Annotated in this window: 15 protein-coding genes; 6 read left to right on the top strand and 9 right to left on the bottom strand. The window is 66.2% G+C overall.

Features of this window, described 5'->3' with window-relative positions; all coding sequences use genetic code 11:
* Positions 1-2: 2 nt before the first annotated feature.
* Together J2S73_RS05015 and J2S73_RS05020 are read right to left on the bottom strand one after the other, a co-directional pair.
* Positions 3-1,979: a glycosyltransferase gene (locus tag J2S73_RS05015; RefSeq protein ID WP_306884335.1), complete on the bottom strand. Its 1,977-nt coding sequence runs from the start codon at positions 1,977-1,979 to the stop codon at positions 3-5.
* Complete coding sequence (locus tag J2S73_RS05020; RefSeq protein ID WP_306884337.1) at positions 1,976-3,181, bottom strand: HlyD family secretion protein; 1,206 nt, start codon at positions 3,179-3,181, stop codon at positions 1,976-1,978. The genes J2S73_RS05015 and J2S73_RS05020 overlap by 4 nt, the downstream gene beginning before the upstream one ends.
* A 320-nt stretch (positions 3,182-3,501) precedes the next feature.
* Between J2S73_RS05020 and J2S73_RS05025 the strand changes: the two genes are divergently transcribed.
* Both J2S73_RS05025 and J2S73_RS05030 read left to right on the top strand, forming a co-directional pair.
* Positions 3,502-4,347: a mechanosensitive ion channel family protein gene (locus J2S73_RS05025; RefSeq protein ID WP_306884338.1), complete on the top strand. Its 846-nt coding sequence runs from the start codon at positions 3,502-3,504 to the stop codon at positions 4,345-4,347.
* Positions 4,348-4,611 (top strand): hypothetical protein, encoded by a 264-nt coding sequence (locus tag J2S73_RS05030; protein ID WP_306884339.1) that lies wholly within the window; start codon positions 4,348-4,350, stop codon positions 4,609-4,611.
* A 113-nt stretch (positions 4,612-4,724) separates the two neighbouring features.
* Here J2S73_RS05030 and atzF read toward each other — a convergent pair whose 3' ends face one another.
* The 5 genes from atzF to J2S73_RS05055 all read right to left on the bottom strand — a co-directional run bounded on the left by atzF (position 4,725) and on the right by J2S73_RS05055 (position 11,776).
* Entirely contained in the window at positions 4,725-6,536 is a 1,812-nt protein-coding gene (gene atzF / locus J2S73_RS05035; protein ID WP_306884340.1) for an allophanate hydrolase, read from the bottom strand.
* A 99-nt stretch (positions 6,537-6,635) separates the two neighbouring features.
* Complete coding sequence (locus tag J2S73_RS05040) at positions 6,636-8,264, bottom strand: dipeptide ABC transporter ATP-binding protein (protein WP_306884342.1); 1,629 nt, start codon at positions 8,262-8,264, stop codon at positions 6,636-6,638.
* Between the two features lie 3 nt (positions 8,265-8,267).
* Positions 8,268-9,149: an ABC transporter permease gene (locus J2S73_RS05045; RefSeq protein WP_306884343.1), complete on the bottom strand. Its 882-nt coding sequence runs from the start codon at positions 9,147-9,149 to the stop codon at positions 8,268-8,270.
* On the bottom strand, positions 9,146-10,171 hold the full coding sequence (locus tag J2S73_RS05050; protein ID WP_306884344.1) for an ABC transporter permease: 1,026 nt from the start codon (positions 10,169-10,171) through the stop codon (positions 9,146-9,148). The genes J2S73_RS05045 and J2S73_RS05050 overlap by 4 nt, the downstream gene beginning before the upstream one ends.
* Positions 10,172-10,174: 3 nt before the next feature.
* The gene (locus J2S73_RS05055; RefSeq protein WP_306884345.1) at positions 10,175-11,776 is read right to left on the bottom strand and encodes an ABC transporter substrate-binding protein; all 1,602 of its coding nucleotides are present in this window, start codon (positions 11,774-11,776) and stop codon (positions 10,175-10,177) included.
* Positions 11,777-11,907: 131 nt separating this feature from the next.
* Between J2S73_RS05055 and J2S73_RS05060 the strand changes: the two genes are divergently transcribed.
* The 4 genes from J2S73_RS05060 (at position 11,908) to J2S73_RS05075 (ending at position 18,065) form a co-directional block, all read left to right on the top strand.
* The gene (locus tag J2S73_RS05060) at positions 11,908-12,804 is read left to right on the top strand and encodes a LysR family transcriptional regulator (RefSeq protein WP_306884346.1); all 897 of its coding nucleotides are present in this window, start codon (positions 11,908-11,910) and stop codon (positions 12,802-12,804) included.
* A 212-nt stretch (positions 12,805-13,016) separates the two neighbouring features.
* Complete coding sequence (locus tag J2S73_RS05065; protein WP_306884347.1) at positions 13,017-16,190, top strand: bifunctional diguanylate cyclase/phosphodiesterase; 3,174 nt, start codon at positions 13,017-13,019, stop codon at positions 16,188-16,190.
* Positions 16,180-17,802 (top strand): DUF7125 family protein, encoded by a 1,623-nt coding sequence (locus J2S73_RS05070; protein WP_306884349.1) that lies wholly within the window; start codon positions 16,180-16,182, stop codon positions 17,800-17,802. Before J2S73_RS05065 ends, J2S73_RS05070 begins: the two co-directional genes overlap by 11 nt.
* Positions 17,799-18,065, top strand: a complete 267-nt coding sequence (locus J2S73_RS05075; RefSeq protein ID WP_306884350.1) for a circadian clock KaiB family protein — start codon at positions 17,799-17,801, stop codon at positions 18,063-18,065. Before J2S73_RS05070 ends, J2S73_RS05075 begins: the two co-directional genes overlap by 4 nt.
* Positions 18,066-18,212: 147 nt before the next feature.
* Here J2S73_RS05075 and J2S73_RS05080 read toward each other — a convergent pair whose 3' ends face one another.
* Together J2S73_RS05080 and J2S73_RS05085 are read right to left on the bottom strand one after the other, a co-directional pair.
* A complete protein-coding gene (locus tag J2S73_RS05080) occupies positions 18,213-19,919 on the bottom strand; it encodes an FAD-dependent oxidoreductase (protein WP_306884351.1) in 1,707 nt (568 codons plus the stop codon).
* Entirely contained in the window at positions 19,916-20,683 is a 768-nt protein-coding gene (locus J2S73_RS05085) for an SDR family NAD(P)-dependent oxidoreductase (protein ID WP_306884352.1), read from the bottom strand. Before J2S73_RS05085 ends, J2S73_RS05080 begins: the two co-directional genes overlap by 4 nt.
* Between the last annotated feature and the right edge of the window lie 8 nt (positions 20,684-20,691).

Raw genomic sequence — 20,691 nt, forward strand, 5'->3', positions numbered from 1 at the left:
GTTTAAGGCCGGCCCGACGTCAGCCGGATCAGGAAGTCTGGCAGGATGCCCGGCAGGCGCGTTTGCGTCACACCGGGTGCATTTCCGGCCGCGTAGAGACGGTTCATGATCGCCTCGCGCTGCGTCTCGTCGGGCAGAAGGCGCAGGATCGCACCGTCGTCCTCCGACTTCACGACCGTCGCTGCAACCTCGCCGACCTCGCCGATCGAAACCACCAGATCCGTGCCGGCCGGCGCCGTCGCGCCGCGCAGGCGCATCCCGTCCGTGGCGAGACCGCGCATCCACGCCCGTCGGGTCGCCGCTCCTTCGCCGAAGCGGACCGTCACCCGTTCCGGAACGTCGACATAATGCCGTTCGGCGCGGGGCAGCTCCACGCACGCGAACATCGTCAGAGCAAGAACGATGAGATTGTAGAACGTCCAGAACAGGATCACGACCTTGCCGTCGCCGGCGTCGTCGAAAGCGTAGCGCCAGGAGAAGAGCCCGACCATCAGGCCGAGAACGGTGAGCGCGAACAGGATCGCGAACGGCCGCATCAGGCCCCACTGAACGATGGTCCGGGTCCTGTCTCCGCCCTTCGCCGTCACCTTGAATGCGTGGCCGTGAGGCTTGAGGAGCCCGGTGTAGGCCGCGCGCGTGATCGGGATGGCGCCCAGCATCTGGCTGACGTCGTTGACCAGCGGCACGACAAGGCCGCCGGACACGAAGTTGAGGGCGGCGATGACGAACAGAAAGTAGGTGCCGAAATAGCTGATGACGTCCGGGACGGTGGCGTTGACGACGGTGACGTTGAAGAACCAGTACAGCAGCGGAAACGTGAGTGCCGCGAGGCGAAAGGTGAACGTCGTCGTCCAGTAGAGGACCGAATCGATCAGGCTCCAGCGATCGCGCAGGCGCAGCCGGTTGCGCGACAGCGGCCCGAGTTTTCCGCGCGCGATCTGCATCAGGCCGAGGCACCAGCGCGCCCGCTGGGTGATGTATTCCTTCAGCCCTTCGGGCGCGAGGCCTTCGGTCAGCGCCTCGTCGAGATAGACGGTGCGAAATCCGGCGTTCTGCAGGGCGATGGTGACAAGGAAGTCCTCGGTAATGCTGTCGGTCGGAAAAAACCCGATCCGCTTGAGTGCCTCGAAACGCATCACCGACGAGGTTCCGCAGCAGAATGCGATGCCCCAGGCGTCCCGGGACGGCTGGAGGTGGTCGAAGAAGAAGCGCTGTTCGTCGGGATAGGAGCGGCTGAGGCCCAGATTGTGCTGGATCGGATCGGCATTGAAGAAATGCTGCGGCGTCTGCACCAGTCCAATGTCGGGCTCGTGAAAGAGCGCCAGGGTCCGCTCGAGGAAGTTGCGGTGAGGGACGAAATCGGCGTCCAGAACCGCGACGAAATCGGGGCGCTCGGCGCGTTCCGCCAGGGCGGCAAGGGTGTGGTTGATATTGCCCGCCTTGGCGTGGGCATTGTCGGGGCGGGTGACGTGCCGGGCCCCGAAACGGGCCGCGAACTCCGTCAGCCAGGGGCGGCGGCCGTCGTCTAGGACGAGGATCTCGACGACCGGATGGTTGAGAGCGGCTGCGCCGGCGAGCGTCCGCTCCAACACGTCCCGGTCTTCGTTGTAGGTGGCGATGAGGACGGCGACCCTGGGCGGCCGACCCGGCGCCCACCAGCCGGCGTTGGCATCGGCTTCCGCCTGCCGGTGCCTGACCCTGGACAACAGGGTGAAGGCCGACAGCGACGACAAAACTGCGCCGGCCTCGAGGGCGAAGAACGACCAGCTTGCCAGACAGTCCCACGTGAGCCCGAACGGAGCGAGGGTTTCGGTCGCGCGCCACCAGACGTAGCGCATGGCCAGCAGCCCTGCGGTCGCAAAGACGATCGTGCGGTGCAGGTTGGTTTCACGGTTGAAGACGGACGGCAGGAGGAGAACGACGCCGGCGACGAGCGCCAGATGCAGGAGGCTCGACTGAAACGCCGAGAGGTAGATCATGGGCTGAGGCGCGACAGGAGCCCCCGCGCCCAGTCGAGCGGACGGCTCTGGAAGAAGGCCCGGCCGGTCCGCCCGATCGCGCAGCCGAGTGCCGGGTCGAGGGCCAGGTCCGGCACGAGCAGCGTCACGTCGTAGCGCTCCAGATGTTCCCCGCTCGGCGCCACGGCGAGGTTGCTGTAGACGGTCGCCGCGCCCGATCCGGCAAGACGCGAGACCGTTCCTTCGTAGACGATGGATTCGCCGTTGGGACGGAACTGGGCCGGATCGCCGATCTGGAGGCGGTTGTAGACGGATTCCGCCACACTCAGCGTGACGAAGGTGGAATTGCAATCCACCAGCCGCATGATGTCCTCGCCGCGCTGGACCCTTTCGCCATCGGCCGCAAGCACTTCCCAAAGCCTGCCGGACACGTTGGCCACCACGACGGCCTCGGAGAGAAGGTTCACACGCCGCTGCTCCGCGTTGATGCGTTCCGTGATCGCACTCAGCCGTGCGGAGACCGCATCGAGGTCGGCCTCGAGTTCTCTGCGGCGAAGCTGGAGCTCTTCGGCGCGCTGCTCGGAGTAGGGCGCGTCGTTGTAGCTGTCGCCGAGGAAGATGCCGTCGCGGGCGGCCTCGAGCTGGATCTCGAGCACGCGCAGCTGGCTCCTGTTCTGTTCGAGCAGGCGCTCCGCCACGCGCGCGTCTGCCGTGGCCGCATCGAAGGCCGCTTCGGTCGCCACGCCCCTTTCCGAGAGCTGGACCACTCGGTCAAGCGTCCCCTGGGCCTGCTCCAGGCGCGCTTCCGCTGCCGCTGCGTTCGATCGCGCCGCTTCGATCTCCGCCTCGAGCTGCCGGATGCGCTCGCGACCGTATTGCCGGGCCCGGTTCGTGAGGATCTCGAGGGAGTCGTCGATCGCGGCGATCTGGTCGGTGATCTGACCGCGCTCGGCCTGCGCCAGGTTCCGCTCCAGCCTCAGGTCCGCCAATCGGATGTCGTCGACGAGCGGGTCGCTGATGCGGGCGATCTGCTCGCCTTCGCCCACTAGGCTTCCGAGGGCGAGATTGGACATGGAGATCTCGCCGGCGATCGGGGACTGCAAGGTGGTCAGACGTGCATTGACCACGGCTCCGGAGCTCGCCCCGGACAGTTGCTCGCCAACGATGATGAAGCCGGCCGCCAGAATGAGCATCAGGCCGATCAGGACCCGGAGGAACCGCATATTCGCTATTCTGCCCATTCTTCATGCCCGCCGCAAATACGGACAATGATTTTCTTCAGACGGCGATGTAACCGTATGTCCAATTCGAACGAGCACCCCCATTTCGTGGCCGTTCGGCGCAGATCATGCCCCATTCCTCCGTTTGGGCGTGCGTGCGAGCGGGTCCTCCCCTATGCCGTTGCTCAGTGTGAGCAAAACACAACGCCCGTTCAACGGCTTTGGCCGAGCCGGAGTTGCTTCCCCTAACCCACCGCGTGATACAGATCGAGGCCATGCTGAGCGAATTGACAATTCCGCGACTGCCTTTTGATCCTGCCGTTTTGCCGCAGTTCGATCTGATCGCGTCGTTCCTTCTTCTGCTGCTGCTCTGGATCGCCCGGAAGATCGCCGTTCGAACAATCCGTGCACGGTCGCAGCTGGCGCCGCACAATCAGCGGCGTCTGATCGCCACAACTCGAAACGCGTTTCTTCTTCTGCTTCTTGTCGGTCTCGTGCTGATCTGGGCGCCCCAGCTTCGCACGTTCGCGCTCTCTCTGACCGCCGTAGCCGTCGCTCTTGTCGTCGCGACCAAGGAGCTGATCCTGTGTCTGTCGGGGGCCGTTCTTCGCGCGACGACGCGCGCATTCGCCGTCGGTGACTGGATCGAGATCGGCGAGACCCGAGGCGAGGTGACGGACCACACGTTGCTGGCGACGACGCTTCAGGAGTTCGGGACCGGGCCCCATGCCTACATGCCGACGGGTCGCACGATCGTCGTGCCGAACAGTCTTCTGCTGACGGCTACCGTTTGCAACCAGACGGCGTTGCGGGACTACACCTATCACCGGTTCGCGGTGACGCTCGATCCGATGCCGCCGCTTGAGGGCGCGCACGAACGGGTCTCGGCAATCGTATCCCGACACTACGAGCCGTTCGCGGACCGCGCCGCCCGTGCCAACGCGGCAATCGAACGGAAGACCCACAGCGATCTTCCCGACCCGGCCCCCGTGGTCCGGTTTCTCACCACGGATCTGGGGAAGCTCCGTGTCGAGGTCACGCTTTTCTGCCCGTCACAGCAGGCCGAACGGATCGAGAGCGAGATCACGCTCGATCTCCTTACCGAGCTTGAGGTAACGGACCGGCAGGCCGTCAGGAGATCTGAACCTTCCAATGCTAAGGCAGACTGAATGGACGTGGTCTTTATCCTTCTCGATCTCGCCGCGATCGTCAGTTCTCTCGCAGCGGCAGGTCTCTGGTATCAGGCGGGCGCTCGGACGGTGCGGCGCGTCTCCCGTTTCGAGACGCTGGACCAAGCCGATATCAACCGGATGGCCGTCGCGATGAACCGAAGTGCGCTTCTCAACCGGCGCGCGGCGCTCGCGTCCGCGGCGGCGGGAATTTGCTTCGCCCTACGTTTCAGCGCGGCGCTCATCGTCGATGCGGGCCTCTAGGGGGGCTATACGAAGATCGGACGGGTTGGCCTGAGTGGCAGGAAAGGGTGGCGGCGAACGGCACCCCGTTAGCCAGGGATGGTCTGAAAGCCGCCGGTCCGTTCCGTCCAGGCTCACGCCTGTGCTTCGACCGGCAAGGGAACCGAGGCTCCGCCACTTCCAATCGCAGACATATACGCGCGCCACCCGCCGAAGAAGCTGATGTCCTGGGCCCCGGCGAGCCCGGCGCTCTCGCAGAGGAACCCCTTCACCGAGGTGCCGTCGTCGAGTTCCAGCGTGCCGATGCCGAGCGGGGCGGGGATGCCGGCCATGAAGTCGCCGAAGGCGGTGCGCGGCAGCGCCCAGACCTCGACCTCGATCGCGGTTCCGCCGCGCTCCTCGCGGATCAGGCCGGGGCGCTTCGGCGGACCGCCGGCGAGTGCGTAGAAGCGATAGGCCGGGGCGGTCCGGCATCGGCGCAGATAGCGCCCGCCGCGCCCTGTCAGCTCGCCGTTGAGCGGCAGGCCGGACATGTGCGCGCCGCACACCGCGACCTCGATCTCGTCGTCCGCTGCCGTGGTGCCCGCCGACGCGAGGCTGTGGGTCTCGGCTGCCGGGCCGGACGCGATCCGCTTGCCCAGCGCGGCGCAGAGCGCGTCGGCGCCCTTGCCGGCGATCAGCGTCACGCTGCCCGGCCGCCCGTCGGAGCGCGGCGCCGTCGGCACCGCCAGCGCGCACATGTCGAGCAGGTTCACGAAGTTGGTGTAGACGCCGAGGCGCGAGTTCGCCGCGACCGGCTCCGCCGCGACCTCGGCGAGGCTGACGAAGGTCGGAATGCTGGGCACGCACAAAAGGTCGACCTCGGCGATCAGGTCGTCGCAGCGGCGCCTGAGCTCCTGCAGCCGGTAGATGTCGCGGAACGTGTCCGCCGCGGTCATCGACAGCCCCGGCGACAGCACGTCGATCAGGGTCGGATGCAGCGTCGCCGGCGCGTGGGTCAGACGATCGCCAACGGCGGCGACCCGTTCGGCGACCCAGGCACCGTCGTAGAGCAGACGCGCGACCTCGTAGAACGGCGTGAAGTCGATCTCGGCGATCGCCGCGCCCGACATCTCCAGCTGGGTCAGCGTCGCCTGGAAGGCGTCCTTCTGGACCGCGTCGCCGAAGGTCTCCAGGCTCGCCGCATCCGGCACCCCGATCCGCAAGACGGGCGGGACGTTCGCTTCGCGGAAGAGCGGGAACGGCCGCGCATAGGCGTCGTCCGGATCGTGGGCGGCGGCCACGGCGAACACCTCCCACGCATCGTCGGTCGTGCCGGCGAAGACGGAGATGGTATCGAGCGTCCGACAGGCCGGGACGACGCCGCTCGCCGACAGCGCGCCCAGCGTCGGCTTCAACCCGACGATCCCGTTGAGGGCGGCGGGAACGCGCCCCGATCCGGCGGTGTCGGTCCCGAGCGCGAAGGGCACGATGTTGTGCGCCACCACGACGGCCGACCCGGACGACGAGCCGCCCGGCACGATCGCCGGATCGAGGGCGTTCTTCGGCGCCGGATAGGGGGTGCGGACGCCGACGAGCCCTGTCGCGAACTGGTCGAGGTTGGTCTTGCCGACGCAGATCGCGCCGGCGGCGCGCAGCCGGTCGACGACGAAGGCGTCGCGGTCGGGCGTGTAGGCGAAGTCGGGGCAGGCGGCCGTCGTCGGCATGCCGGCGACGTCGATGTTGTCCTTCACGGCGAACGGAATGCCCCAGAGCGGACGGCCATCGTCGTCCCCGAGCCTGGCCGCCTCGGCAAGTGCGGCCTCCCGTGCGATGTGGATGAAGATGCCGTCGTCTCCCACCGCCTCCAGCCGGCGGAAGACTTCGGCTACGACGGCCTCCGGGCGCAGTCCGGTTCGGTAGGCGTCGCGGAGCGTGCCGAGGGTGAAGGGGAGGGTTTCAATCATGGGCCAGCCTCAACTTGGCGACAGGCGGGGTCGCACCGGCTCCGGCGTGGGGCCGGGGCCGACGGGAAACGGTTGGTTCTGCAGGCAGTGTCGGGCCGGCTATGCGGCCCGGCGGGACGGTGCCTGGGGGGCGGCGGACAGGAGTTCGGAGGTGTACGGATTGGTCGGTGCGTCCATGACGGCCTCGACCGGCCCGGCCTCGACGATGGCGCCGCCCTTCATCACCACGACCTTGTCGCAGAGCAGGCGCACCACGTTGAGATCGTGGCTGACGAACAGGTAGCTCATGCCGAGCCGTGCCCTCAGATCGGCCAAGAGGTTGAGCACCAGCGCCTGGATGGAGACGTCGAGGGCCGCGGTCGGCTCGTCGAGGATGAGCAGGTCCGGGTCCGGCGCGATCGCCCGGGCAATCCCGACACGGGCCTTCTGGCCGCCGGAGAGCTGGTGTGGAAACCGGTCGAGCAGATGGGCGGGCAGCCCGGTCAGTTCGGCAAGTTCCAGCACGCGGGCGGCGAGCCGCTCGCCCTTGAGGTCGGTCATCCGGTGCAGCGGCTCCGCGATCGACTGGCGGGCGGTGTGGCGGGGATTGAGGCTGTCGGTGGCGTCCTGGAACACCATCTGGATCTTCCCGCGCAGCGGATTGCGGGCGAAGTCCTTTGCCGGCAGCGCCGCCAGATCCTCGCCCTTATAGAGGATCTGGCCGGAGCTCGAATCGAGCAGGCGCACGATCATTGACGAGGTGGTCGACTTGCCGCAGCCGGATTCGCCGACGAGCCCGACGCTTTCGCCCTGGCGGATCGTGAAGCTGACGCCCTTGACCGCATGAACAGGACCGGACTTGCCCATGTAGGTCTTCCTGAGATTGAGGATCTCCAGAAGCGGCTCGTCCCTGATCTCGCGCGGAGGCTCCGGCGTGCGCCGATCCTCCGGCAGCAGCGAGCGGATGCTGACCCCCCGGCGCGGCGTCGCGTCGACCAGCCGGTTCGTATAGGGGTGCTGCGGATTCGCGAACAGCTCGGCCGGGTCGCCTTCCTCCACGATCAGCCCGTCCTTCATCACCATGATCCGGTCGCAGTACTGCGAGGCCAGCCCGAGATCGTGGGTGATCAGGATCGACGACATGCCGCGCGCCCGGACCAGCTCGTCGACGAGATCCATCACCGTCTTCTGGGTGGTGATGTCGAGGCCGGTGGTCGGCTCGTCGGCGATCAGCAGCCGCGGATTGCAGGCGAGCGCGATGGCGATGACGATGCGCTGGCACATGCCGCCGGACAGCTCGAACGGGTAGGCCTCGTAGCGGGCCGGCGCGTCGTTGATGCGGACCGCCTCCAGCGCCTCGATGGCCTTTTCCTTCGCGTTCGACGCCGTCGCCTGGCCGTGGCGGCGGAGCACGTCCTCGATCTGGTGGCCGACCTTGCGGATCGGATTGAGGGCGGCGCGCGGATTCTGGAAGATCATCGAGATCTCCCGGCCGCGGATGTCCTTCATTGCGGATTCCGACGCCCGGCGGAGATCGACGCCGCCGTAGACGGCCTCGCCGGCCTTGATCCGTCCGCCGGCGTCGAGGATGCGCATCAGCGCGTAGGAGGTGACCGACTTGCCCGAGCCGCTTTCGCCGACGATGCCGAGGCGTTCGCCGTTGGCGAGCTCGAAGGAGACGCCCTTCACCGCATCGACGTCGCCGCGCCGGGTCTTGAAGGAGACGCAGAGGTTGGAGATCGACAGCATCGGTCAGGTCCTCCGGCGCGGGTCGACGATGTCGCGCAGGCCGTCGCCCATCATGTTGAAGGTGAACACGGCGAGCATCAGCCAGAGGCCGGGGAAGAGCGCGAGCCACCATTCGCCCGAGACGATGTAGTTGGCGCCCTCGGCGACCATGATGCCCCATTCCGGCGTCGGCGGTTTCACGCCGAGGCCGATGAAGCTCAGCCCGGCCGCGTTGAGGATGGCCCAGCCGAGATTGAGCGAGACCTGGACCATCATCGGCGGCAGCGCGTTCGGGAAGATGTGGAAGGCGAGCACCCGGGCGTCTGAGTTTCCGGCGAGCTTGGCGGCGAGCGCGAAGCCGGCCTCGCGCCGGATGTTGACCTCAGCCCTGACCAGCCGGGCGTAGAACGGGATGTTGATGATCGCGGTGGCGATGATGATGTTCGTCACCGAGTTGCCGAGTGCGGCGACGATGCCCATTGCCAGCACGAACAGCGGGAACGCCATGATCGTGTCGAGGATCCGGTTCAGGACCGCGTCGATCAGGCCGCCCCGGTAGCCGGCGATCGCGCCCAGCACCGAGCCGATCACGAAGGAGATCGCCACCGCCGCGACCGAGATCACCAGGTCGAGCCGGGTCGCGACGATCACCCGGCTGAACACGTCGCGGCCGAGGGCGTCGGTGCCGAACGGGTGGGCGAAACTCGGCGGCTGCAGCGCATTGACCGCGTCGGTCGCCAGCGGGTCGTAGGGGACGACGTAGGGTCCGATCAGCGCCGACAGCAGGAAAAAGGCGAACATCACGAACGAGGCGGCGGTGACCGGGTTCTCGCGCAGGACGTAGAGAATGTGCGAGGCCGTCTGCGACCGGGCAACCGGCGCCGCGGGGAGGGTGCCATCGGTCATTTTGCTTCCGCTCCGAAGCGGGGATCGATGACGGAGTAGGCGAGATCGATCACCAGGTTGAGGACGACGAAGAGCAGCGCCATGGCGAGCACGAAGCCCTGCACGGCGGCGTAGTCGGAGACGACCAGGGCTTCGACCGCGTACGAGCCGATGCCGGGCCAGGCGAACACCTTTTCCACCAGCACGTTGGCGCCGAGCACGAAGGAGAAAACCATGCCGAGCGTGGTCACGACCGGCAGCAGCGCGTTGCGGAAGGCGTAGCCGTAGAGGATCTTGTGCCGGCTCAGCCCGGCCGCGCGGGCGGTGCGGACATAGTCGGCGCCGAGCGCGGTGAGCATCGCGGCCCGGGTCATCCGGGCGATCGGCGCAAGCGTGAACAGCGCCAGCGTCACGGCCGGCAGGATGAGCTGCTTGAGCGCGCCGACCCAGGTCTCCCAGTCGCCCGCAAGTGCGGCGTCGATCAGGAAGAAGCCGGTAACGTGGGGCGGGTCGAGATAGATGAAGTCGAGCCGGCCGAGCGGCGAGGGCGCGATCCCGAGCACGTAGTAGAACACGTAGATCAGCACGAGGCCGGTGAAGAAGGTCGGCAGCGAGACGCCCGCCGTCACCAGCAGCCGGCAGAGCTGGTCGACCCAGCTTCCCGGCCGCGTCGCGGCGAGGATGCCGAGCGGGATCGCGACCACGCAAGACAGGATCAGCGCGGTTAGCGTCAGTTCCAGCGACGCCGGCAGCCGGGCGGCGAGCTCGGTCAGGACCGGCCGGCCGGTGGAGACCGACTGGCCGAGATCGCCCTGGGCGAGGTCGCCCAGGTAGATCGCGAACTGTTCGGGCAGCGACTTGTCGAGGCCGAGCGCCTTGCGCACCTCCTCGATCGATTCCGGGGTCGCCGCCGCGCCGGCGAACTGCACGGCGGGGTCCCCGGGCAGCGCGCGGGTCAGCACGAAGCTGATCACGATCACGCCGAAGATGACGGGCACCGCCTGGGCGATGCGCAACAAGATGGCGGTGCCGCGTCCTCTCATGGTCTAGCCCTCGGCGACGGAGAGCGGGCGGACGTCGAGCTGGCGGTGGAACCAGAACTGGTATCCGGAGGCGCCGTTGACCGCGACGTTGAGCGCCGGCTGGTAGAGCGGGATGCGCGGCAGATCGGCGAACGCGATCTCGAACATCCGCTTGATCTTGGGCAAGTACTCCGGGTCGTCCTGCGCCATCGGCAGGGTTTCCTCGGTGAGCTTCTGCAGCTCCTCGTTCTCGTAGTTGGACGAGTTGAACAGGTTGCCCTTCATGTACGCCCAGAAGAAGTAGTAGTCGGGCGTATCCAGCCAGCCGCCGAAATTCTCCAGGTGGAACGGCAGCCGCTTTTCGACGAGCACCGCGGTGCGCCAGTTGGCGCCGGGGATCTTCTCCACCTCGCAGGTGATGCCGATCTTGCCGACCGCCTCCTGGATCAGGAGTGCGGTGGGCTCCATCCAGCTGGCGAGATCGGTCGAGATCGACAGCGGCACCTTGAAGCCGTTCGCGAACGACGAGGCGGCCATCAGCTCCTTCGCCTTGTCGAGATCGGTGAAATAGGGCGACTTGCGCGGCCAGCTCGCGTCCGTGATCGGATCGGTGGCGCCCCACAGCGGCGCTCCGCGGCCGTAGGCGGCGGTCTGGAAGATCGCCTCGTAGGGGATCGCATAGGCGATCGCCTGGCGCACCTTCGGGTCCTGGAACGGCTCGAACGCGAAGTTGAGGCCGACGACGTGGATCGTGTTGGCGATCGGGGTCGAGTAGACCGTCATCTTCTCGGCGAGCTCGGCGGCGTCCTTGTCGGGGATGTCGAACGACACCTGCACGTCGCCGCGCTCGATCAGTGCGCGCCGTGTGGCCGGGCTCGGCACCTCGCGCTGGATGACGCGCTTCACCTGCGGCAGCGGACCGCCGACCCAGCCGTCGAACCGCTCAAAGACGATCTGCTGGCCCGAATCCCAGCGCGCGACCTTGTAGGCGCCCGAGCCGGCCGGGTTGGTGTGCAGATATTCCGTCGCCCACGGATCGTCGGCCGTGGCGTGCGCCTTTGCGACCTCGGAGTTGATCACGAAGGGCACCGGCACGGCTAGGTCGGGCAGCGAGAGCTTCGACGGCGCGTCGAGCTTGACCACGAAGGTCGCCTCGTCGACGGCCTCGAACTGGTCAGGACGGCTGAGCCCGCCCGCCTTCATCTGGGTGGTCGGGAAGCCGCCGACCGACACGGCACGGTCGAACGACCACTTCACGTCTTCGGCGGTGACCTTGCGGCCGTCCCAGAAGGTGGCGTCCGGCTTCAGCTTGAAGGTGATGGTCAGGCCGTCCTCGGAAGTGGTCCAGCTCTCCGCCAACTCCGGTTCGATCTGGGAATAGTCGAACGAGATGTCGCCGTTTTCCAGCGTCTTGGTGCCGAACGTCACGAGACGGTCGTAGCAGTTGATGGCGACCTGGTAGCTCGGCCGGTTGGTGCCGGTGCGGTGCAGGTCGAGGCTGTTGATGGTCTGGCCGGTGACCACGACGATCTGGTCGGCCGAGGCGGCGAAAACGGGGAAGGCCCTGGCGAAGGGCACGACGCCGACGATCGCCGCGCCGCCCTTCAGAAGCTGACGTCTGTCCATGATGAATTCGCTCCCTCTCCAAACCGCGAACCAACTCCCGGCAGATTGGCTGCCTTGCCTGTTTCTGAAAATTGCTAAGAATTCAGCGAGGCGGTGCCAAAAACGCACCACGCAAGAGATGGGCCAATGAAATGAGGCACCTGTACACGTTTCAGTTGATCGACGCGGTGGCGCGGGCCGGCTCGATGCGGCGGGCGGCGGAAGACATGAACATCACCGCCTCCGCCCTGACGCGGCGGATCAACCGCTTCGAGGCGGAATTCGGAGCGGAGGTGTTCGAGCGGCTGCCGGGCGGCGTCCGGCTCAATCCGGCCGGCGAGCTGCTGCTGCACCACTACCGGGCCATGCAGTCGGACCTGTCACGGGTGCAGGGGCAGGTGGCCGATCTGTCCGGCGTACGGCGGGGGCATGTCTCGATTGCCTGTTCCCAGGCGACGCTGCCCTATTTCCTGCCGGAGCAGATCGCCCTTTATCGCGCAGCCCATCCCGGCGTGACCTTCACCGTCAACGTCCGGGACCGCGCCCAGGCGGAGCAGGAACTCGCGACCTACTCCAGCGACCTGGCCCTCGTCTTCGAGCCGGTCTATCTCGTCGATTTCGAGGTCATCCACATCGCGCCGCAGCCGGTCCACGTGATCATGCAGCCGAGCCACCCGCTTGCCCGCAAGACGGAACTGCGGCTCAGGGACTGTCTCGACGTCCCGCACGTCGTTCCGTCTGCAAAATACGGGGTCCGGCATCTGCTGGACTACGCGGCCCGGCGCGGGGTGCGTCGCGTATCGCCGGTCATCGAGACGGAGAGCTTTGAACTCATCCGTCACTACGTGCTGCACGAAAACCTGATCGGGTTTCAGATCCCGATCGGTCTCGAGGATCGCGCTGATGGCGCGCTGGTGTACCGGCCGATCTCGGAGCGCGATGTCCAGCCGGGCGGCCTGATCCTCGGACAGATGCGCGGACGCACGCTGCCTGTGGCTTCCGCGCGCTTCGCCATGCAGTTGGCAAGTGCGCTCAAGGCTTATGGATGAGCCATCGCATTGGCGGAGTGCTTCCCTCGGTGCACGCATCTTGTCCTCCTGGCGCACTGCACAGGTCGGGCCATGGATCGGACTCTTCAGTCTCTATTGGGCGCCCGGAAGGATCCATTTGATCGACGATCTTAAAGTGGACCGGTCGCGGTCACATTGACCTCATTGAATTTTGTGTGCTGCCATCGAAGCTTGTGTGGTTAGACTAATCGATGATGCGTAGCGCTTCGGAGTTTGGCAGGCGCCTTGTAGCCGGGAGAAGCGGCAACTGGATCTGGGTCATTTCCGGAGCGGCCGTTCTCGGCTACGTCCTGTTGACCGGTTGGAACCTGATCGCCCTGAGACAGCAGACACTTGAGGAAACGCGCGAAGTCGCGGTGTCGATGGCGCGGTTGCTGGATCAGGAAGTCAGCCTCATTGCCGACAAAATCGATATCGCGCAGACCGCCCTGGTATGGCGCATCGAGAATGCGGCACGCGTCGATGGCCAGCGTCTCTACCCGAAGCTTTCCGAGCTTGAGCGTCAGCTCAATTTTGTCCAGCGGATCTTCGTCATCGATGAAACGGGGACGCTCCGCGCCGACAGCGGAGATCCCGATCCACCCGGTATTTCCTTCGCGGACCGCGACTTTTTCGCGGCGCATCGTGACGATCCCGGCCGTGAGGCATTCGTCGGTCAGCCTGTAACCGGACGCCTGACCGGCAGCCCGAACCTTCCCGTGACGCGCCGCTTCGCCAATTCTCTCGGCGAATTCGGCGGGGTAGTCGGCTTTGCGCTGGACCTCGAGGCCATGCGGCCGGCGCTGCTTGAGAACCGGCCGACATCAGACACCGTTGTGGCCATTTTCCACGATGATGGCACCATGCTGCTGCGGGCCCCCGATCCTGAAAGGGTCACCGGCCGTTCGTTCCTGAACTACCCCCTTTTCAAGGAGCACCTTCCCAGGCGCGATGCCGGGGTTTTCCTGTCCGAGGAGCAGTCCGATCAGGTCGCACGTTACGTGGCCTATCGGCGGGTCGAAGACCAACCCCTGATCGTCGCCGTCGCGATCGGACGTGAAGAGGTCTTGTCGAGCTGGCGAGATCATGTGGGCATGGAGCTGCTGAAGTTCGTGCTGCTCCTTGTCACGGTGGCCGGTGCGGGTGTGATCAGCGGCCGGGCCATTCGGGCGCACCGCTCCGTCGAGGACAAGCTGCAGACAACGCTGAATGCCACGCTGGTTGCCGAAAGGCGTCATCGGACGATGCTGGATGCCCTTCCGGCGAATCTTGTTCTGCTCGACCATGACGGGACGGTGCTGCTCGGCAATTCGAACTGGCACCACTTTGCTGATGCCAATCATTATCTCGGCGAAGACCATGCCGTCGGGCTGAATTACCTGACCATCTGCGACAACGCGACGGGTGAATGCTCTCAGGAAGCGGCACCCGCCGCCGAAGGCATCCGGGAGGTGCTGGCCGGCAGGCAGAAGGAGTTCAGTCTCGAGTATCCGTGCCATTCGCCGGACCGGAAGCGCTGGTTCCGGCTCATGGTCGGCGCCGTCAATCTGGGAGACCGGCGGGGCGCGGTCGCGATGCATATCGACGTGACCGCCCGGAAGCTGGCGGAACTCTCGCTCGAGAACGAACATTCGAGGATCAGACGCCTGTCACAGTCGCTGCCGGGGGTGCTCTTCCGTCTCAGGCAGGACAGCGCGGACACGCTCCGGTGGGACTCGCTGAGCGAGCGGGGCTGGGACATGTTCGGGATATCTCCAGGTGCCGTGGTGGCGAGCAACAGGCTGCTTGAGAAAGTGGTGCCGCCGGCGGAGTTCCCGGGCGTACAGGCGGCATTCGAAAGACATTTCCGCAATGGGGAGCCGCTGGATATCGAGTTCCCCATTCGCTGCCGCGAAGGTGAGATACGGTGGCTGAAGGCCGTCGCGAGCATCGACACCGAGGAGGTCGCATCTACGGACCGGGTCAGCGACGGTGTCTTCCTCGACATCACCGCCGAGCGTACGGCGAGGGGGCAGCTCGAATATCTGCGGGCGCACGACCCGCTGACCGGTCTTGCCAATCGCGAGGAAGTCCAGCGCCAGTTGGAACACTATCTCGGGAGGCCAAGGGCCGAGTCGGAAACGGGTACGGCCTTGCTGCTCATCGGCATCGACCGGTTCGTTGACCTGAACCGGGCTTATGGCGGCGACGTCGGCGACGCAATCATCAAAGGGGTCGCCGATCGATTGCGCAGCAAGGTGAGATCGGCCGACCTCCTCGCCCGTATCGGCGACGACGAGTTTGCGATTCTTCAGGACGACGTGCTGGCGGACAGCGATGCGGCGACGCTGGCGACGAAGATCATCGATGCCTTTGATGAAGCTCTGTCACTTGTCGGACGCACGATCCGGCTGAGCGTCAGTGTCGGCATATCCCGGCCGCAGCCGGGGGTGGAAAGTGCGACGGAAGCACTCGGCAATGCCGGCGCCGCGCTGGAGTTGGCGCGAACCGAGGGTCCGGGCGTCTTCCGGTTTCCCGGTTCCGAGAAGACCGAACTGGATTCCCAGACGCGTGTCGCAATGCGCGACGGGCTCGCGAGCGCCATCGAGAACGAGGAGTTCGAACTCCATTTCCAACCCCGTGTCCGTGTCAAAGACGGCAAGATAACGGGAGCGGAGGCGCTGCTGCGGTGGGCCCATCCCACATTCGGTCTTCAGTCCCCTGCCAAGTTCATCCCCGTTGCCGAACGGTCAGGGCAGATTATCCAGATCGGCCAATGGGTCCTTCAGGAGGCATGCCGCCTGACCCGGGAATGGATCGATGCCGGCCATTCGGACATCCGCGTGTCCGTCAATGCGTCAGCAGTCCAGCTCCGTCGGACCGATTTTCCGACGAGCGTGGAAAAGGCCCTCTCGGAACACGGATTGCCGCCGGAAGCGCTGGAAATCGAGATGACGGAAAGCGCAGCCCTCGATCCTGGCTTCGGCGAGGCAATCGGCCGCTTGCGCGAGCTTGGCGTTTCGATCGCCATCGACGATTTCGGCACCGGCTATTCGTCTTTCAGCTATGTCAGACGCTTCCAGATCGATGTCATCAAGATCGATCAGTCATTCGTCCGGAACTTGCTGAACACCGAAGAAGATCGGGCCATTGCCAAGGCCATCATCGACATGGCTCGCGCGCTCGGCATCTCCACCACGGCCGAAGGCGTCGAGCGGGCTGAAGAAGTGGATGTGCTGCGGCGGCTCAACTGCGACGAAATTCAAGGCTACTACTTTGCGCCGCCGATGACCGCGGAGGACTTCGTGTGGTTCCTGACGGAGGGCGCAACGCAGATCAGGGCGAAATTCGAGGCCATAGCGGACAATCCAGCGCGGCCGGAAATGCAAGCTGCCAATGAACGGTGACATCATGCAGGGCAAGGCGGCGACAGGCATGGTCGGGGTCGACGAGATACTTGGCGGCGGTTTGCCCCGGGGCCGCCCGACCCTGGTTGCCGGCGATGCCGGCGCCGGCAAGACGATATTCTGCCTGCAGACCCTGCAGCACGGCGCCGTCTCTTGCGGTGAGCCAGGCCTCTATCTGTCTCTCGAGGAGCAGAGCGGCGAATTGAAGCGAACCGTCGATGCCTTTGACTGGGGGGGGGCGTCCGACGATCTCCATTTCCATGACGCGCTGATCGACATGGATTTCGAGACAATGGGCGGTTTCGATCTCACCGGCCTGATCGGCATTCTGGAGCACCTGTGTGAGCGGCACGGAATACGCCGCGTCGTCATCGACGGCATCGACACTCTGCTGGATCGCATCGAGGCCTCGGCCGGCGCGGAGCGGGAACTCGGCCGGCTGTTGCAATGGGCGCGGCGGAGCGACGCCGTCGTTCTCCTGACCGCGAAGCTGAAGAGCCGGAACGGCCGGTTCGAGGACATCTACGAATCCATGTTCTTCGGTGCCGATTGCGCGCTGCGTCTGGAGCGCCGACAGACAGGACGGATGTCGCAGAGAACCCTGTGGGTCGCGAAATACCGTGGTTCCGGACACGGCGAGAACGCCTATCCGTTCGTCATTTCGGAGAAGGGCATCACGTCCCTCTATCTCGGCCCCGGCATGATCCCCCAGCCGCGCGGCGCGCGGGAGCCGGTCTCGACGGGCGTCAGCGGCCTCGACGAGATGCTGAAGGGGGGCTTTCCGGCAGGCAGCGTGAGCCTCTATACCGGCGCTCCGGGGACCGCGAAGACCACATTGACCGGCGCGTTCATCGAGGCGGCTTGCGAGCGCGGTGATCGGGCGCTCCTGATCCTGTTCGACGAGTTTGGCGAACACGTCGTCAGGCATCTGAATTCCGTCGGCATCGATCTCCAGCCCCATATCGACTCCGGCCTTCTGCGTGTCGAATACGTGATCGGCGGCAGCGCCGGGGTCGATCACCACGCCGCCAGCATTCGGGCCCGGATCGACGAACATCGCCCCGACGTCATCGCGATTGATCCCCTTTCCTCGCTGACCAAGGCGTTCGAGAGCGATATGGCCTGGCCCGCAGTCGAGTATGTCCTGCATGCGGTCCGGATGAGCGGAGCGACCGCGGTACTCACCTCGCTCACCGAGGGCGGCCAGGACGAATCGAGCACCGCACACGTTTCGACGATCGCCGACAATTGGATCCACGTGGCCTACGGCATCCGGGGGGCCGAGCGGAACCGTGTGCTGACCATCGTGAAGGCCCGTGGCGTCGCGCACCGCAACGATGTCCGGGAAATGCTGTTGAGCGACGAGGGCGTCGTGCTGGCCGACGTCTACCCGATCGAAGGCGGCATGCTGACCGGTTCGACGCGGGTGGCGCGGATGCGCGCGGACCTCGAGCATGAACAGGAGAGCAGGGAGAGAGGAGCCGAATCCGCGCGACGCCAGGCCGAAACGCGCAGAGGGCTGCTTGATGAGCTGCAGCGCCTTCAGGAAGAACTCCGGCGGCTTGACGCCGATACCCGGAAGAACGGCGATGAGGGGCGCAAGCTGAGATGAGCGGCACCCCGCGCCTCCGCCTGTTCGTCACGGCCGATAGCCCGGGCTCGCTGGCGGCTCGGCGAAATCTGGAAACCATCATGGAAGCGATCGGGATCGGCATGGGCGAGGTGGAGATCGTGGACGTTCTGAAAAACCCCGCCGCCGCGCTGGAGGCCGATGTCATCGTCACTCCGGCGCTGGAGATTGTCCGCAATGACCGTCGACTGCTGATCGCCGGCCGGCTCGACGACATGGATGCCGTCCGCGCTCGCCTGGAATAGCGTTCCCGTAGCTCCGGACCCGTCCGAACCTTTCGGGACAGTCAAGCTGGAGGGCGTTTGGCCGGCGAGGATCCGACGGATCTGCGGGATCCATCATCGAACTATGGGTGCCCTGATCTTCGTGACCGCGGGGGTGCGGCTCGACCGTCAGCTGTTCCCCCGGTTGCCTGCGCTGTCAGCCGCACTTTTTCCGACGATATAGCCGAAGGTGAGCGCGGGCCCGAGGGTGATCCCCGCACCGGGATAGGCGCCGGCCATGATGGAGTTCATGTCGTTGCCGCAGGCATAGAGGCCGGGAAGGATACGGCCTTCGGGCGTCAGGACCCGGCCGCTCGCGTCGGTGGCAAGTCCCATGGTCGTGCCGATGTCGCCGGGGAAGAGCTGGATCGCGTAATAGGGACCCTGGTCGAGGGGCCGCAGGCACGGGTTCGGCTGGTTGTCGGGATCGCCCAGATAGGCCTGATAGGCGGTCGATCCCTTGCCGAATGCGGTGTCTTCGCCGGCCGCCGCGTCTTGGTTGAAAAGGCGCACCGTTTCAATGATGGCTTCTGCCGGCACCTGGATCTGCTGCGCAAGATCGCGAAGCGTTGCGCCCTTCTTCAGGTATCCGGAGCGGACATGTCTTCCGAACGGTGCCGGGAAGGGACGGACCGCACCGAGGCCGTAACGCCTGAGCGCGCGGTGATCTGCCACCAGCCAGGCCGACTTCAGTTCGTGAAGGATCATCGCGGAGACGAAGTCGTGGTAGGAAACCGCTTCGCTCACGAAGCGATGGCCGCTGGGAGTAACCGCGATCACCCCGGGTTTGGCCCGATCCAGGAAGAGATGCGGGAACGACCGTGGCCCATCCGGCCCCGGGATCAGCGAGACCGGCGCCCAGAAACCGGCATGCTTGTTGGACGTTTCGAACTTCGCGCCGATTGCGCGGGCCGCGGCGATCGCTCCGCCGGTCGCCGGCCTCGGCGACATGGAATAGTGAGCCGCGCCCTGCGCGACGTGCCCCATCGTCTGCTGCCGGAGCTCGCGGTTGGCCGGGAAACCGCCGGTCGCGAGCACAACGCCGCACCGGGCGCTGACCTCGCGGCCATCGGCGAGGACCGCGCCGGTCACCCGACCGTCGGTGACCTGGAGGCGGGCAAGAGCTGCCTCGGTGAAGATCGGAATTCCGGCCCTTATCACCGAGGCGGCCAGCCGTCCTGCGACGGCCTGGCCGAGAACGAGCCGGGCGCCCCGGTCATAGCGGGTGCGATCCTTCAGATGTCGGGCGAGCAGGCGCGCCGCATGGACGGCGGAAGCACGGCTCCGGGTCATCTTCATGAAATGGCCGATGTCGAACCGGTTCAGCATCATGCCGCCGAAGACGGTGAACTCCTTGATCGGCTGCTTCAGGCGTTTGAACTCTGCGCTCAGTTCGCGCCCGTCATAGGTCTTGGCATCCAGAACACGGCCGCCCATCGCGGCGCCCGGACTGTCGGAATGATAATCGGGGGAATAGGCCCGGTGCTCGAACTGGAGTTCGGTATTGGCCTCCATGAAGGTGACCATTTCCGGACCCGCCTCCAGGAAGGCCCGGACGAGGTCCGGCTTCAGGCGATTGCCGGCTTCGTGGGCGATGTAGCGCAGCGCGTCCTCGCGGCTGTCCTCCATCCCGGCTTCCCGCATCTTCGGATTGTCGGGAATCCAGATCGCGCCGCCGGAGATGGCGGTGGAGCCGCCGAAATGGGTGTCCTTTTCGAAGATCGCGACGGTCAGGCCGGCGTGGTGGGCGGTGAGCGCTGCGGCCATGCCGGCGGCGCCGGAGCCGAACACGACGAGGTCGTAGCTGGAAGCCGGCTCGGGGGAGGGGGCGGTCATAGCGAGGACTCTTCTCTCGGGTAGCGGCCCATCGCCCAGCCGCCGTCGACGCGCAGCGTCTCGCCGTTGACGAATCCGGCGTCGTCGCTCGCTAGGAAGGCGATGGCGCGGGCGACGTCTGCGGGCGTGCCGACCCGGCGCATCGGCGACTGGTCGACGTAGATCTGCCGGCGCCAGAGTTCGGTGCGGATGCGCTCGGCGGTCAGCGGCGTCTCGATGAGACCGGGAGCGACGGCATTCACGCGGATGCCGTAGGGGCCGTAGTCCGTCGCCATCTGCCGGGTGAGGGATGCGACCGCGCCCTTCGAGGCGGAGTAGCCCGGGCTCCTGGTGGCGCCGATCTCGGCGTAGATCGACGCGACGTTGACGATCGCCCCGCCGCCGTCGCGCATGCGGGAGACGGCGAGCCGCGACAGCCTGAAGAGGGGGATCACGTTGATGTCGAAATAGCGCCGGAAGGCAGCGTCTTCGGTCGCCTCTGCAAAGTCGCCGCCGCCGACACCGGCGTTGTTGACGAGGACGTCCAACCGTCCGGGCAGGGTGTCGAGAAGGTCGCTCACGGCGGCGTCCAGGCCGTCGTCGGTCAGGTTGATCGTGCGGGTGACCACCGGGGCCTCCGCGTCGGCGGCGAGCGCCTCCAGTCCCGCATCGTCGCGATCCAGCGCGACGACGCGCGCGCCGCGCCGGGCGAACAGGAGCGCGGTTTCCCGTCCGATCCCGGAGGCCGCACCCGTGACGATGGAAAGCTTGTCCTGAAGCGTCATGGCCGTCC

The organism is Amorphus orientalis, assembly GCF_030814015.1.
Taxonomy (GTDB): Bacteria; Pseudomonadota; Alphaproteobacteria; order Rhizobiales; family Amorphaceae; genus Amorphus; species Amorphus orientalis.